At 31.7% G+C, this 15,716-nt stretch carries 14 protein-coding genes; 6 read left to right on the forward strand and 8 right to left on the reverse strand.

The features are described from left to right. Positions 1–1,028: 1,028 nt before the first annotated feature. Together KQI58_RS17100 and KQI58_RS17105 are read left to right on the forward strand one after the other, a co-directional pair. Complete coding sequence (locus tag KQI58_RS17100) at positions 1,029–4,055, forward strand: beta-glucosidase (protein WP_216410212.1); 3,027 nt, start codon at positions 1,029–1,031, stop codon at positions 4,053–4,055. A 117-nt stretch (positions 4,056–4,172) separates the two neighbouring features. Then, positions 4,173–4,463 carry a hypothetical protein gene (locus tag KQI58_RS17105; RefSeq protein WP_216410213.1) on the forward strand — a complete coding sequence of 97 codons (291 nt, stop codon included), beginning with the start codon at positions 4,173–4,175 and terminating at the stop codon, positions 4,461–4,463. Positions 4,464–5,509: 1,046 nt separating this feature from the next. On the opposite strand, the gene KQI58_RS17110 is transcribed toward KQI58_RS17105, so the two are convergent. The 5 genes from KQI58_RS17110 to KQI58_RS17130 form a co-directional block, all read right to left on the reverse strand. Continuing rightward, on the reverse strand, positions 5,510–6,067 hold the full coding sequence (locus tag KQI58_RS17110; protein WP_216410214.1) for a TetR/AcrR family transcriptional regulator: 558 nt from the start codon (positions 6,065–6,067) through the stop codon (positions 5,510–5,512). 843 nt (positions 6,068–6,910) lie between these two features. Continuing rightward, entirely contained in the window at positions 6,911–8,521 is a 1,611-nt protein-coding gene (locus tag KQI58_RS17115; RefSeq protein ID WP_216410215.1) for a hypothetical protein, read from the reverse strand. Next, on the reverse strand, positions 8,521–9,402 hold the full coding sequence (locus KQI58_RS17120; protein WP_216410216.1) for an ABC transporter ATP-binding protein: 882 nt from the start codon (positions 9,400–9,402) through the stop codon (positions 8,521–8,523). Before KQI58_RS17120 ends, KQI58_RS17115 begins: the two co-directional genes overlap by 1 nt. A gap of 260 nt (positions 9,403–9,662) precedes the next feature. Beyond that, complete coding sequence (locus KQI58_RS17125; RefSeq protein ID WP_216410217.1) at positions 9,663–10,052, reverse strand: radical SAM protein; 390 nt, start codon at positions 10,050–10,052, stop codon at positions 9,663–9,665. Beyond that, the gene (locus tag KQI58_RS17130; protein WP_216410218.1) at positions 10,049–10,318 is read right to left on the reverse strand and encodes a hypothetical protein; all 270 of its coding nucleotides are present in this window, start codon (positions 10,316–10,318) and stop codon (positions 10,049–10,051) included. The genes KQI58_RS17125 and KQI58_RS17130 overlap by 4 nt, the downstream gene beginning before the upstream one ends. A gap of 1,096 nt (positions 10,319–11,414) precedes the next feature. On the opposite strand from KQI58_RS17130, the gene KQI58_RS17135 reads away from it, so the two are divergent. The 4 genes from KQI58_RS17135 (at position 11,415) to KQI58_RS17150 (ending at position 14,273) form a co-directional block, all read left to right on the forward strand. Beyond that, complete coding sequence (locus KQI58_RS17135; protein WP_216410219.1) at positions 11,415–11,714, forward strand: hypothetical protein; 300 nt, start codon at positions 11,415–11,417, stop codon at positions 11,712–11,714. 400 nt (positions 11,715–12,114) lie between these two features. Then, positions 12,115–13,254 carry a hypothetical protein gene (locus KQI58_RS17140; RefSeq protein ID WP_216410220.1) on the forward strand — a complete coding sequence of 380 codons (1,140 nt, stop codon included), beginning with the start codon at positions 12,115–12,117 and terminating at the stop codon, positions 13,252–13,254. A gap of 19 nt (positions 13,255–13,273) precedes the next feature. Beyond that, positions 13,274–13,684 carry an ATP-binding protein gene (locus KQI58_RS17145; protein ID WP_216410221.1) on the forward strand — a complete coding sequence of 137 codons (411 nt, stop codon included), beginning with the start codon at positions 13,274–13,276 and terminating at the stop codon, positions 13,682–13,684. Further along, a complete protein-coding gene (locus KQI58_RS17150; RefSeq protein WP_216410222.1) occupies positions 13,665–14,273 on the forward strand; it encodes a response regulator transcription factor in 609 nt (202 codons plus the stop codon). The genes KQI58_RS17145 and KQI58_RS17150 overlap by 20 nt, the downstream gene beginning before the upstream one ends. A 58-nt stretch (positions 14,274–14,331) precedes the next feature. On the opposite strand, the gene KQI58_RS23195 is transcribed toward KQI58_RS17150, so the two are convergent. The 3 genes from KQI58_RS23195 to KQI58_RS17165 all read right to left on the reverse strand — a co-directional run bounded on the left by KQI58_RS23195 (position 14,332) and on the right by KQI58_RS17165 (position 15,590). Further along, on the reverse strand, positions 14,332–14,556 hold the full coding sequence (locus KQI58_RS23195) for a transposase (protein WP_311894422.1): 225 nt from the start codon (positions 14,554–14,556) through the stop codon (positions 14,332–14,334). Positions 14,557–14,779: 223 nt separating this feature from the next. Next, positions 14,780–15,046, reverse strand: coding sequence for a transposase (locus KQI58_RS23200; RefSeq protein ID WP_311894424.1), 267 nt, complete (start codon positions 15,044–15,046; stop codon positions 14,780–14,782). Continuing rightward, positions 14,928–15,590, reverse strand: a complete 663-nt coding sequence (locus KQI58_RS17165) for a transposase family protein (RefSeq protein WP_216410224.1) — start codon at positions 15,588–15,590, stop codon at positions 14,928–14,930. The genes KQI58_RS23200 and KQI58_RS17165 overlap by 119 nt, the downstream gene beginning before the upstream one ends. Between the last annotated feature and the right edge of the window lie 126 nt (positions 15,591–15,716).

Raw genomic sequence — 15,716 nt, forward strand, 5'->3', positions numbered from 1 at the left:
CTTTGTAGTTGGATAATTATGAGTCCAATATTTTGGATAAATAATTAATATTGTTTCTAACCAAATCTGTTAGATATTAAAATAAGATATTGAAGAGAAATTACTTATATAATAAAACGACTCACTAAATAATGATAGAGAAAAAATATAGTATAACAAATGACTATATTCATTTTAATGGCTAGCATATTATTGATAGAGATTGAAAAAATATTGGAGAATAAGCACTTGTTCAAAATGATTGAACATTTAGTAATCTTTCTTTATACATATAATATCTTGTCCAGGGTACATAGCAAAAGAATTAGAATAGTTATTATTGAGAAGTATGATGAAACTTTATCAATTAACTACGAACATAAGATACGAATGTTGTGGCGACAAGCAAATTTGGTATTCGAGTCACAAGCGCTGGGGGAAGCGACAGAAATCTAAATAATTTTTTGGCTAATAAAATACTGAAATTACAAAGAAAGCTTGTTCTGATGGTTTCAAAGTATTTATCGTTAATTGATAAAATATCATGGAGTATAAGAAGGAGTTCAAAAAATTGAGATAAGCTATTTTTTCAAGCGGAGTGAAAATAAATCTACCATTCAAATTTAATTTTGAACCTAAGTCAAAATTTTAAGATATTGAATCAAATGGGGAATAATCAAGAAAACCGAAGGGAAGTTTTTAAAGTACTTAAAAATTATTTAGAATGAGGTGGTTAGTAATTGTACTATTTAATAGATCAGAAAAATAAGAATGATCTTAATTACACAGCATTTTATGATTTCGCATGTTAAGAACGATTATGAATTTCGCTGGAAAAGTATTTTTAAAGGCTAAGTTAAAAAATCTTAAGATTATATCCTATAGAACTCATTAGAAGATTGATAATCAACTGTATTTAATTATCGTTCATTATTGAACTTATATGAATAATTGATGATTGTTTCAACTCTGTATTTCTCTTAATCTTTATTCATTAGGAGGTGAACTACAAATACCGTTAATAAAAAAATGATTAGAAGGAGAAAAAGATGAAGATTAAACAGGTAAAAAGGAAGTTAATAGTATTAGCAATAATGACATCGTTATTAGGCGCCTGCTCTACACAAGAAGAAGTCAATTCTGAAGAAAAAAAATTCCCGTCGGTATATCCTAAATCAGCTCTTACTGTAGATAATAATTCTTCTGTTAAGAAAAAAGTGAAAGCGTTATTAAAAGCTATGACTCAGAAGGAAAAATTTAGCTTGCTTGGTGGAAACGGAACAGGAAATGAAGGGAATGCTGGGTACTTAAAAGGGGTACCACGATTGGGAATACCTGAAAGCAAAATGTATGACGGCCCGGCAGGAGTTCTATATTTAAGTGATACAACGAATCCGCCAATTGAGCAATTAGTCGCTGCGACATGGAGTGAAAATTTGGCATATAAATATGGACAAATTCACTCTTTAGAGAATAAAGCAATAGGCGGAAATATTCAACTAGGATCTCAATATGACATAACAAGATCATATTTCTTTAATCGTGCAAAGGATCAATTTGGTGAAGATCCTTATCTTTTGAAGAAACTTGCTGTTGAGGAAACAAAAGGAATTCAAGATGAAAATGTCATAGCCGTTTTGAAACATTTAGCTGTATTTTCGCAAGATGCAACACCAGCAACTAATACTAATATAAAAATTTCTGAACAAGCACTTCATGAAATTCATTTACCAGCCTTTGAAGATTCTGTTACTAAAGCAAAGGCTCTTGGTGTAATGTCTAGCTATAATATGGTAAACGGAACTTTTGCATCTTCAAATAGTTATCTTCAAAATAATGTTTTAAGAGGGATGTGGAATTTTCCAGGATTTACTGTTACAGATTGGGGAGGAAATGACGGGTTTACGTTAGACAAAGGAACAACAATTGAAATGCCCGCATTATCAAATAATTCTTTAAAAAATGCTGAACAGAAAATTAATGATGGTGAGATCACTCAAGAAACGATAGATAAAGCTACAGAGGAAGTTTTGTATGCTTTGGGAGATGCTGGATATCTTGGATTGGTTAAACTTGATGATGATGGTGCCGTTATCGAAGAAAAGAACAGATCAAAAGCTATCAAATTAAAAACGGATACAGAAGAGTTAGAAAAGGTAAAAGAAAAGAATTCTAAAGAGTCGAAAACGATTGCTGAATCTGGTGGAGTCCTACTAAAAAATGAGAATAATTCATTGCCATTAAATACAAAAAATGATCAAACTGTTGGCGTAATCGGGCTCAACGGAATGAATTTGATTAGTGGAATAGGTGGTGAAAGAAGTTATGGAACTTTAGAAAAAATGACCAGTCCTTACGATGCCTTAGTGAATCAATTAGGAGATGGAAAAATTGATGGTGAAGTAGGTATTGATATAATTGGCGAAACAATTCCTAATAAAAATCTATATCTAACAAGTAATTCAGAAAAACATGGTGTTCAAAGAACATATGGTGTTGCACAAAGTGAAGGAAGTAGTAAAAATGTTCAAGGTCAACAAAAAACTAGTGGTGCTTCTAAAGAAACTAAAATGGGTAATCACAAGGTTGGTAAAGATACAGGAATTGTTGACAAACAAATTGATTTCAATACAGGAACCATTGATAACAAGCCGAATAAAACATATTTATCCAAAAACGCTGATGAGGGAACAGCTAATTCTTTTAAACTTGATTCAGGAGCAGCTTATACATGGTCAACATATTTGGAAGCCCCGGAAGATGGTGAATATACGATTTCATTGCAAGGAATTGGTGGAACAGTTAGTGGGTCGATGACAGTAGGCGATGAATATCTTGATTTTGGAATTTCTGACGTAAATCAAGGAACTCAATGGCCTAGTGATAGCGTAGTTCCAAATGAAACAGGAATGAGTATCTCTAATAATAAAGTAACTTTAAAAAAGGGGCAAAGATACAAAGTACAAATTCATGGAATAGCAGAACTTAAAGAAAAAGATCTTCAAGTGAAATTAGCCTGGATAACTCCTTCACAAAAGAAAAAGAATTATGAAGGTTCTTTGAGAGCTGCTAAGGATAATAAGACAGTTGTAATGTTTGCGTATCAAGAAAATGCAACCTTAGGGGACTCTATTGAATCTTCAACATTAGCATTGGATAAAGATCAAGAAGATTTATTGATAGAAGTTGCTGAGACAGCAAAAGAAAATAATAATAAAGTCGTAATAGTTTTGAATAATAGTACTCCAGTAACAATGGAGAGATGGATAGATAAGGTCGATGGCTTAGTGGAGATGTACTTCCCTGGACAAGAAGGTGGTATAGCAACTGCTAATCTGTTAACTGGAAAAGTAAATCCTAGCGGCAAACTAGCATATACTATTCCTAAAAAGGATACAGACACTTTATTAACTCACTCTCAAGAATTATGGGACAAAAACAATATGAAAGAAAAAGGCGAAGAAAAAGACGACGAATACTATTTAGCTCAAGCGAAAACTTTAGGTGTGAAGACAGCTGAAGAAGCAAAAGCAAAGATGGCTGAAATGGGCATGGATGGGACAATAAATACTTCAGATTACTCAGAAGGAATTTATACAGGATACAGATGGTATGACGAGATGAACATCGATCCTCAATATGAATTTGGTTACGGGTTATCTTACTCAAAATTTGAATATAGCGATCTCTCTATTAAACGCTCTGATGGAAAAGATGAAAAAGTCGGATTTGATGTTACATTTAAAATAAAAAACACGAGTAATGTGACAGGTACTGAAATCGCGCAAATCTATTTAGGGGAAACCAAGGTGCCTACAACAGTACAGATTGCTAAGAATCAATTAGCAGGTTTTTCAAGAGTTGAAAATATCAAATCAGGAGAAACAAGAGAAGTCACTATCCATCTTGATGAACGATCTCTTTCTTATTGGGATGAATCAAGTGAACTTGAAGAGCAGAGTGATGGAACAAAAGGAAAATGGAGGGTTGCAGAAGGCGAAAGAGAAGTATCTGTTGGTTCTAGTTCTAGAAGTTTTTCTCTGCAGAAAAACATTATTGTTAAAAACAATCAGTAAAACGTATATATTTAAAAGTATAATGAGAATTTAGTTGTTTTCAAAAAGAGGCATTGGTATTTTCAAAGTACTAATGTCTCTTCTGTCAGTACAATAAAATGCTTTGGAAGGTTAATTATGAAAAAATGTGTAAATATTTTAGTTGTTTGTAATTATGGAATTGGTTGTGGACCAATAGCTGCTGCAAAAATTCACAAGCAACTGAACAGAAGGGGTATTTTAAACATAGTGAAAAATGAATCAATTGAAAGGATATCGAATTATTTTGATTGGTATGATATCGTAGTAATTCAAGATTCGTTGTATAAAAAGAATGAGATTATTTCATTTGAAAATAATTTGATAATCACAGTAAAAAACATACTAAAAATTGATGATACCGTAAACAAAATTTTAGGAAGTGTATAAAGAGAATGGATTTCTTTCTTGATCATTTGAATACTGCGGTGATAGAAAAAATAGATTAATTTATTAGTGACGAAAAAAATGGCTTTTAAAATCAATTTAAACCAGGTATTTTAGTCGAAATATATTAAAGAACTAATTTCACTCATTCAATTCGTTTAAAATTCGTGTTAAACGTACAGGATCTTTGTTGTGCTGACTAATAGAAAAAAGTTTATCCAATAGTAGTAAGGGAATTGTATATGATTATGCAAGAACAGAGTCGTATAATGCTTCAATTAAGGATGATAAACATTTTCAATAATTACTTGAATTTTGAAAATGTTCATGTTTAGTTACAATTTGGTTACAAAAAAATTGTACTTGAATCCATTGTTTGATTTGATTGATTAGCTCCACTGAAGTTTGAAAGTCATAAAAGAATCAGAAAAGCTTAAGTTTCACTACAAAAATGAGTCTAACAAAACAAAAAGAATCTATCCAAAACTTTTCGAAATTTTGGATAGATTTTTTCTATGGACATTTATTAGGGGAATGTTCTCTTTTCTTCATGAATTTACTATTACTAAACATTAAAGTCACGGAGCGTTGAGATCAGGAACAAGAAATTTAGATTTAATTAATATTGAATAAAATATGTCCACAAACCTTCTTAACTCTAGTCTTCATTATCACTCCCACATTTTTGAAATAGACTAATAGTGAAAACACCATCAGCGAATAAAACGGTCTTCAATTCTGTTAATGTTGAATACTCTATCCTATAGATTTACGACCGAGGAGAAGCATATTATATGGAAACAAACATAGTTGAAGAAAAGCTGAGCGTCTTCGATGTATTAGATGGCCAATCCAAACCGGTCGTTGTCTATGTACTCAGGTTCACTGCGAACACAAAGTTGGACATATACTGTTGAGATACGTACATTTGAATTACAGCTACTTGATAATCGATTACCAGAGAGGAATGTAAAAAAGGTTCATTATAAAAGTATAGTAATTATTGATGTCTAATTTGGAATGTACTCAAATATACCAAATTTAATTTTTTACACCTCAACATCTGTACTTTGAATTTGTAGAATAATTAAATCAATTAATTGAGATAAAACGATAAAAAGTTTTTCTTGACCATATGAATCTGCTTTTGGTAATAAATATAAAATATTTTTATAAATAATTTCGATTTTCATGCGATTCGTTTCATTAAATTTTATGTTTTGTGATTTAAAGCTAGTTTCCATCAATTTTTTTATGAACAATTCCTCAATAAATTCATTGTATTCTTCTTGGCGTAAAATTAGCATTTTATGCATATTATCCAAAGTTATTTCATGGAAACTGTGTAAAAAATTGATCGATTCATCATTAAACAAAAAATCAATATTTAGCTCATCAATCGTTTCATCCAAAAACTGATTCACAACAGATTCGTATAAGTCATAAATATCTCTGTAATGTAAATAAAAAGTTCCTTTATTAATTTTTGAAACCTCGGATAATTCCTTAATCGTTATCTTTTTTAGAGGTTTTTCCTCCAATAATTCAAAAAAACTACTTTGAATATTTTTAAGAGTTTTTTGAACCCTTAGATCTTTATAACTCATTTCCTTAACCTCCCTTAATTTTAGCCTACTATAAGAAAGTTAATGATGTCAAATCGGTTGGATATAGAACACTAACAAGCTATAAAAAAGGAGTTATAATATTAGTTACCTTTTTAATCATCAAAGCTAAGATATTTACTTCCTGAAGACATCGATATTCGATATGTGTTCAAATGTCTTAAATTCTATAGTTTTTATTCTTCTTTTGTTGTGCTCTGCAGCTACAGTAATGGAATGAATTCTTCCCGTTGTATAGAATTAAGACTATTATTTAGATTTAAATATAGTCTACAAAATGAAATGAACAGTGTAGAACACTGTACATATTTTATGGAAATTCACCGTCAAACACCAAGTATTAGAAATATCACTTCATTTCTCCACGTAGTAAACTACATCTAGAGATTTTAGATTTCGTGTAATGATTAAATCGTAAGATTGTAGGGATGAGGAACTACTATTTGATCACTCCGATATCCCGGAAAGGGCTAGCGAAGATTGATTGGTATATCAGAAAACTGCTGGAAATTCATTACAATACGAAACGCCAAAAATCAAAATATAGAGACCCAAAAACAGCTGTGAACCTATAAGAAGGGAAATTAGAGAAACTAGCAATTGGATAATTCTGTAAAGCACATGATGAAGAGTGTCGGAAAGCCGTATGAAGGAAAACTTCACGTACGGTTTGATGAGGAGAAGCAGAAAGTAAAACACCGACACAAGGGCCGGTGTTTTACTTTCAGTTTTCTATCTACTAGTACTATAAAAATTTGGCTATTTGCGATGCTACAAATGTATTATATCTTTTTTAGCTTCAAATTGAGAATTTAATAATCGCATTTACATTCTTCTATCAATCATGTGTTTCATATTTTTTGCTTGAACAAGTAAGGTTAGAAAAAACCAAACAGAAATTATAATGATTAATGAAGAAAAAGATCGACTATAATTATTGAAAAGATTAAGAAATCTGACTCTTTGTGTAATGTCAACGTACCATAGAAAAATGTATATTACTTCAAAGGCCAATCCTTTTTTCAGCGTAATATTGATTGAGTAAGCAAATGTTGTTATTAATAGGGTGCTGAATAACACAGTGGCAGCACCCATGAAATTATTCGATAAAATAGATTTTACGATTAAACCAGAGAAGTAAATCAACCAGACAATCCAACTCCCAATTAAATTGCTCCACATAATTGCACGTGGAAAAGCTGGAGTAACTTTCAAATAATCCATTCTTGAGATAGATCCATTTTTTGACCAAAAAGAGATTGGAACAATTGTTGAAATTAACATCACACTGTTTGCTAACTCTTTTTCAAGGGGAAGCCATTGAATTATAAAAATGAAGAGTAATATTAAGAAATTCAATTTCTGAACACGAATGACTGGAAGAATCTGAAAGTAAAAAAGTCTCAGAATTGGTATATTTCGTTTTATTGATTTGTTGGATTTAAATGTAAAATAGTTGTTCCCTTCTATTTTAGTTTGTTCTTGTTTCTGAGAAGTAATTGTGGATTTATCATCTTTGAAAGAAACTTTAGATAAGAAAATAGATTTTGAAGGAGTTAACAATCGAACTAAATGCAGTAATAAAACTGAAAAAATTATTATCAAGATTCGACTCAAGATAAATGAAAAATCCCACTCAAAATTGAAGTAAAAAAAATCGGTGTATTTGGGACTGTTACCAAATATTTTAAATCCAGGATATCCTCCTTCATAAGTAGAAACTAAAGATCGAGTAATCTGCTCCATGCAATATCTAATACCACTAAAATCAATGAGGTTTACAAAGATACTGTTTCCTCTACTTTGACTCAGGTTGATTAATGGAAAAGACAGCGAGGCCATTCCGAATATAAAAATTATAAAGTTCCCTAAACTTCCCCTTAAAATAGGTATTGCTTCAAAAATAATTGCCATCGTTGCTAAGAGGAATAAGAAGGGTAGGACTATCAAAAAATAAGGCAGACAATAAGAAAATAAATTGAATCCTGGTGCTTCATTTCTCAATAATTGAATTACCATTCCGACTACTTCAACGATAAGCATCAAAAAAGCAAGATATAAAAAATTGCCAAGGCGTTTTCCTTCAAAAAAACCGGACTTACTTATATTACTACTGGACATCAGCATACCATAACCATTCAACTGCTCACGACGAAGTGATTTTCGAATTAGGTAGATACCTATGAACATCAATAATGTGCCAAAATAGACAATTATTAAGACTCCAATCCAATCTGAATTATATAAACCACGTGCTGATAGTATGTCATCTCGCCTCAAGGAAATTGAAAAATTTAGAGAAGAATTTTTTTCTGGAAAACAAAAAATAGTAAATATCATAAATAGAACAATGATTGTCAGGGTGCTTCTTTGGCGAACTTTTTGCAAAAATTCATATTTTGCTGTGATCATAACTACTGATAACCATGGTTTCATTATAACACCTGCCCATTTAAGGAAACTAAATTTTGATGAACATAGTATAAATATAATTCTTCCAGGTTTGGGAAGACTAATTTTGCGCTGTCTACTGGTTTTTCAGAGATAAATCTAACTTCCATACAGTTATTGCTATGAAGAGTATTACTAATCGTGTATTCTTTCTCAAACCTTGTATATTCATCAAAAGAAATTGTTTTTTCCCAAACTTTTCCGTTCAAATCTTGGAGCAATTCATTTGTCTGTCCTTGTGTTTGAATTTCACCATCATTCAAAATTATGATATTATTTGCTACTGATTCAATATCTGAAACAATATGTGTTGAAAGTAAGATAATTGTAGATTCTGCTAAGTTAGTCATTATATGCTTCAGATTTAGTCTTTCATCTGGATCAAGCCCTACAGTTGGTTCGTCCAAGATTAATAGTTGAGGTTTGTTCAAGAGCGCTTGACCAATTGCCAGACGTTGTTTCATACCACCTGAGTACGAGTTAATTTTATTTTCTGCCACGGACGAGAGATTTAATAGATCAAGCAGTTCGGGCATTACTATTTTAGCTTCTTGGCGGTCAATGCCTTTAGCAGAGCTCATATAGTCTAAAAACTCTTTCCCGGTTAAACTATTTGGTAAACTAAAGCTTTGGGGTACGTATCCTAAAATATCTTTTAATTTAAAATCTTTTGCTTGAACTTCAAGAATGGATACTTCACCATTAGTTTCTGACTCTAAACCGACTAGGATTTTTATCAGAGTAGATTTTCCGGCTCCATTTGGTCCGAGTAGACCTATTATTCCGTTACTAAGAACAATATTTATGTTTTTTAGAGCATTAACCTTTTTGTATGACTTAGTTAGATTATCAATTTGAATTTTCATGATTTGCTCCTTAATAAAAATGAGTAGATCTCTTTTTGAGAATATGGAAAAACAATAGCTTAGGATCTATCTATAAAACATAGAGAATTTGGCGAATCATCCATTATGTCGTCAACGGCTGAGATGTAAAAGCCCACCTTTTTTTTTTAAATCATTATCTTCTAAAATTTGAAGGACCTCAGTTACTGCATTAATATTACTTTTATCTACATTTACACGGATAGTGATCCTAATTAAATCAACACATTCTTTAATATTATTCAGAATAGTATAAAAAGTAGGGCGCCCATTTTTCGGCACTCTTCTAGTGTCATGGATTCTAGGGGGCCATCTAGCGTAATTTGGGCGTTACTAACACCAAGGTCTCTCAATAATTCAGCATTTTTCCTGGTCAAATAAACTCCATTTGTGACAATGTCCGCTTGATAATTCTCTTTTATTTTTTCGTCTTTCCAAAGTTCTTTTGTGATAAACTCAATTTGTTTCAACCCAAAAAGAGGTTCACCACCGTACCAACAGATCCCCAAACCATTTTTATTAATGAAACTATCCTTTATAAAGCGTACAAATTGAAGTTCGGTATCTTTGTTCATAGTGGTGTAACGGAATCCTTCTTCATAACAATAAGGACAAGCTAAATTACATCTCATGTAGGGGCCAACGTTAATGAGAGATAGTTATCATCAAAACGAGCATTATCATTGAAAAATTTAATCATACCCGGTTCATCAACATCTTCTTCAACAATCATTCGACCTTCCTTAAGTCCGTTAATCAAATCTTCTCTTTCACATTCGCTGGATGTTTTTAGTTTTAAGTAATCTTCACCGTATTCGTTATTAAGGAAAAGGATTCCAGACGATAATGAATTATAAATTAATAATCCATCATCAATTATAGTTTCAACATTAAACATAGATAGTTTCATTTCTTTTATTTTTTATAGATTAAAGTCACATTGATTATGCCTTTTAACTATCGATGAAAAGAATGATTGAATGATATAACCATGAGGACAATCAATATTTGTTCTTGCTCTCAATTTAATTTACGACTCATTTTTTATCCATGAGTAAAATCGGCAAACATCAAAAAGACTAGGTGTTTTTGTATGAGTAAAACCGGCAATTAGCAGAATAATATAGACAGGTACAGCATTTTGAGGCTAAAATAAGTTTAAAGAAATTGCCTTCAGGCATATAAAGTGTTTGAGTGGCTAATTTAAGTTAAAAATGTTTGGAAAAAACAATTGAAAAAGAGTTTGAATTATTTGAGAAGAGGTTGTTGGTGGAAAAAGGACAAATTGAATTGGTTGAAAACTCTAATACGTTGCCGAATCCACTAATAGAAAAATGGATTCTATCATTTGAATTTGAATGATATGGAAGCGAACAATCGGGAGAATGAGTATAAAAATGCCTTAATTCGATATACATTTAGTATTAAGGATAAGTTGTCAAGTGAGTTTTAAGATTTGATTATTGAAGATCTTGAAAACCGGAGCCCTAACGAAATTTTTCTTGGGGTTCTTTATTTCAAGTTATCGCGCTTATCACAATCTTCAATTAGTTTTGAAAATCAAATTGAAATTGCCGTAAGACTGGATACCTTATTTGTGCTTTCAGATATTTTAGATGACTTTTAGATGAAGACAAAAAGTTTAAAATAAATAATAACGATTTGATGATTAATCTACTTCATATTCCATTTGTTATTATTGAAGATTTTATTGATCTAGGAAAACCAGAAATTGAATCAAAAAGAATCATTCTTTTTTTAAAGAATCAATAAGCGGGGAATGGGATGATTTCTACTCGTCTTTAACGGAAAAATCGTCAGTAGAGACACCATTTGAAAAGTTGATGAAGAAATCAGTCTCACAAATTTCTTTACTTTGCTATTTTGTTTGTCCCAGTCAGGAGAATATTTTCATAGATTTTGCGATCTACCTATCGACTGCTTTCCAGCTTCAAAATGATGCTAAGGGTATTACTAATCTAAGGAAATCTGATTTGAGAAAGTATAAAGAAACATTGCCCTTAATCAAAGCAAAAGAATATGCTTTGCGAAGTTCAAATAAAGAAATTTTGGAAATAATCGATAGAAAGTCTAATTCCAGTATTGAACTCAATTTATTAGCTCATTTTATTAATAATTCAGGAGCCGTCCAATATACGATGAAAGCATCAGAACTTTATTTGAAGAAGGCATTTGAGATTATTGATAATACCTTTACGAATAAAGAACTTAAAAAGAACTTAATGACTTGTCTAAAGGGAGAGGTTTCACTTGGTATCGAGAACAAAAATTGAGATTATCATAAGTTGGATTGTTCTATTTACTTATTTGTTTATGCATCAGATTTTTTTTAAATCAAATATCTATTTTCTTTTGAGTATAATTAGTATATTATCTAATTTGTTTGGCAGCATTATACTTATCAAGTTGCCAAAAACTGAATATTCCAAGAAAATATTTTATCTAATGTTTTCAATATCGATCATGTTTCAGTTCTTGTATTCTGGTAGTTCAGGTTTAAATCAACTCGGGTTAATTCTGTTAAGCACTTGCCCGATTTTATTGTATCTGTTTCTATTTAGTTTTATTAATTCAACTAATAAAAACTTGAAAAAAAAATCAATTTTTATTTTAGGGCTAACATGTTTGTTGTGTCTATTTTCTTTTCTACAAAATATTTACTCTGAGGCAGGGTTGCTTATCTTAGTAGTAGTTACTGTTGCCACTTGTTTTAAACTACTTTTAAACGAGCGAAAATTCCTACTGAGTACTATAAAAAACAAAATACTAATGTTTTCGATTTGTATTTCAATTTTGCCCTTTACTTTAGTCTACTTTGCTCAAACAATAAGCCCAAATTCATTTATTAATATTGAGAGATTAGTATTCCTCCCAATCTTTTTTCTACCAATTGGCATTATTTACATTCTCATTTGTGAAAGGCAAATATTGCTGACAAAATTTGCACTAAAATTGATTAATGGATTGCTGTTTTCTGGATTTTTTATAACTATTTTGGGCTATATAGATTTAAAATTCCACGATAAGATTGTTCTTTCAGTATTGTTCATTATTTTACTTTTATGTTCAGAAGTCGGAAATGATCTAGTTTCCCGTTTTAGAATTGAACGATCCAAAGCGAATGTAAAATCAATGAATAATGAACGCACTGAAATAATTAGTCAAATAGCATATTCGCAGTTCTTAAATAGTGTTTCGGATATTATACAAAAAGAATTATCAAATGTTCTACCCATAGAGGTTGAGGATATAATAGTTTGTAATCAAGATGGGGAATTCTTCACCCTTTGCCAAAAGAACAATTCGAGCTTTAAAGTATTTAAAAGAAAAATTGATTTTAGTAAGAATGAGATGCAAATATTGAAGATAGGAAGTAAACAGTTTCTCAGCTTTCCCACAAGGTTTCATAGTTTTTCATTATGGATCGTTTATGAATACTGTGATTTAACTTCCAATCTGAATCATACAGAAATTTCTGATGAGATAATACAATATGGAGTCATTTTGGATACAGTAAACACGCTTTATAAAAGTCAATTGAGCTATTCTCAACCATTTTTAAACACTTGTCAGTTATATCAAACCAAAATGTTTAGCAGCATTGAGAGGAGTAAAATGGAATTTACAAATTATCTTCATGATGATATTCTGCAATCCATTATTGCCTTAAGCAGACTTACTGAAAACTTAGATGGAGATAGAGATATAAAATGGATGACTAGTGTCGAATTTTCAAAATTGATTCAAAATATTCGTAGAAAAATATTTGATACTTCTCCATCAACTCTTTACCACTTACCACTTACCATTTGATGACAATATTAAAATATTAATGGATGATTTCAGCCAGAAATATCCTGAGATAAAGTATGTTTTAGATATTAGCACCACTCAAGAAATTTCTGATTTTTTTAAGCCACACCTATATAGGATAATCAAAGAACTAAATGAAAATATTGGGAAACATTCTGGTGCCACAATAGGAAAAACGACAATCGTTACAAACAAACAAGATCTTAAGATCATGGTTGAAGATAATGGAATTGGAGTTAATAATAATCTAGATATTAAGAAACAGTATGGTGATACGAAAGGCCATTTAGGTTTACTATCAATAAAGAACGATGTGAATTTGTTAGCTGGCATACTGAAGATACACTCCAGAGTAGGTGAAGATTCTGGAACCATTGTTGAAATATCTATTCCAGTTTCGGGAGGTCAAGATGAAAGTATTACTAATTGATGATCATATTTTAATTGGAAAAAGTTTGGAACTTTCTCTTGAGAGATCAAATGAAATTTCAGAATTTAGGTTTTGTTCAGATCCAACGATTGCTCTTGATATATTGAATGAATTTAAACCTTCAGTAGTTTTATTAGATATTCATATGGGGGAGTATAACGGGCTAGATTTAGGTAAGAAAATTTTAGATCAATACTCTGTTAAAGTAGTCTTTCTATCGGGATTCAATTTAATTGAATATAGAGAACAAGCAATTAAGATCGGTGCATCAGGATTTCTTGATAAAAATATTGCAATAGATAAACTAGTAAGCATTTTACACAAAATTGAATTCGAAGATGAACATGTCTTTCCTGAAATAGATAGCGAGAACTTGTATTATCATTCGTTGACTACTAGGGAGAAAGAAATTCTTCAATTTCTTTCTCAAGGTGTAAAACAAACTGCTATTGCTTCTGAACTAGATATCTCTGAGAGGACACTTAGAAATCACATTCATTCGATAAACAGGAAACTAGATACAACTTCAGCACTAAGTTCGGTCTTAAAAGCTATTGAATTAGGAGTAGTTAATATTCGTTTACAATAGATTCTCTAAATACACAATCGTTTTCTGAAAAGCAACTTACCTTTACAAACCCAATAATTCAAAAGGGAAAAAGTAAGAAATTTAACAACAAAATCAAAACCACCCATTCACACGGGTGGTTTTGATTTTGTTTTGGTGGTTCTTTTCGGCAATATTTTCCACGGTAAAGAAAGATTTTTAACTTGAAATTGATAAAATTTCGGAACCCGTAAGCCATTCGTTTGAGTACTTTGATGTGATTGTTCGCAGTTTCTAAAGTACCATTTGAATAAGGCCGCGTCAAAGCTTGTTTGATTTCGTTCTGGTATTTTCTAAGTGTTTGGAGGGTCGTCTAGTACGTTTCGGGCAACGCATCGCACTCCTCGTGAATCAATTGAATAAAGCCTTCACAGTTTTCGATCTGTTGTGCTTTCGTGTCAGAGTAACGAAGGACACGAAGAAACTTCTGATAAACTTCATAACCAGCCGCCAGTATTTTTTGAGGTGTCGAGCGTACTTTTTTTCTTCTAAGCCTTTATTTTAAGTCTGTTCATTACTTGGATTCGATGATTCATTAGCGTCTGATTGATTAATCTTGTGATATGGAATCGATCGATAACCACCTCGACGTTGGGGAAAAGCGCCTTTGATAGGGAACGATAGGGCCAATAAAAATCAGAAACAACAAATCGAATTTCTTTTCTTTCTTCTAATGGAAAGCGTAAAAAATAATGTTTCAGATTGTTTAATCGTCGATCTTCTAATACGTCGATCAACTGACCGGGCTCGACCACCCATCATCACACAGCTCATTTCGCCAGCGGCAAATTTTCCTGAGCGAAATTCATCGAGACAGAGCACTTCAGGAAGGGCATCCACTTCCGGCAATACTGGTTTTCTAAATGAGCGCAAAACGCGTAAGACTGTTTGAACCGAAACGCGCAGATGCTCAGCGATCAAGGTCATACTCATCGGTTTATCTAAATACGCACCAATAGCCAACTTTACTCGTCTGGAGATGGAACAATGCCGATCAGTGAGTTGGCATTCTGCACAAAAGGTTCGCTCACAGGATTTACATTTAAAGCGCTGCTTTTTCAACTTCAGAATCGTTTTATACTCAGATACCTTATTCAATTGAATCGAGACCATTTTTGATCCCCACTTGATAATGGAAGAAGCATCTGTTTCTTTACAATGAGGACAGGTATGTGCTCGATAGGTTAATTGGGCTTCGAAAATATAGCAGGATTCTCCTTTGAAAAAAGCTTTGTGGAAGAAACTGGCATTGTTTTGATTCTCAGAGACCAGAAAATAAATATTAGGTGTATTTTGCAAGACTTTTATGGTTCTTTCCAGTGTTAGTTGATTTCCAAGTCCGACTTTGGTAATAATAATATAAAAACTAGAACGGAGTCGTCGAAACTTTGGATGAACTTATAAAATTACTAGATACCCATCTAC

The organism is Enterococcus raffinosus (genome assembly GCF_018917525.1).
Lineage (GTDB): Bacteria > Bacillota > Bacilli > Lactobacillales > Enterococcaceae > Enterococcus_A > Enterococcus_A raffinosus_A.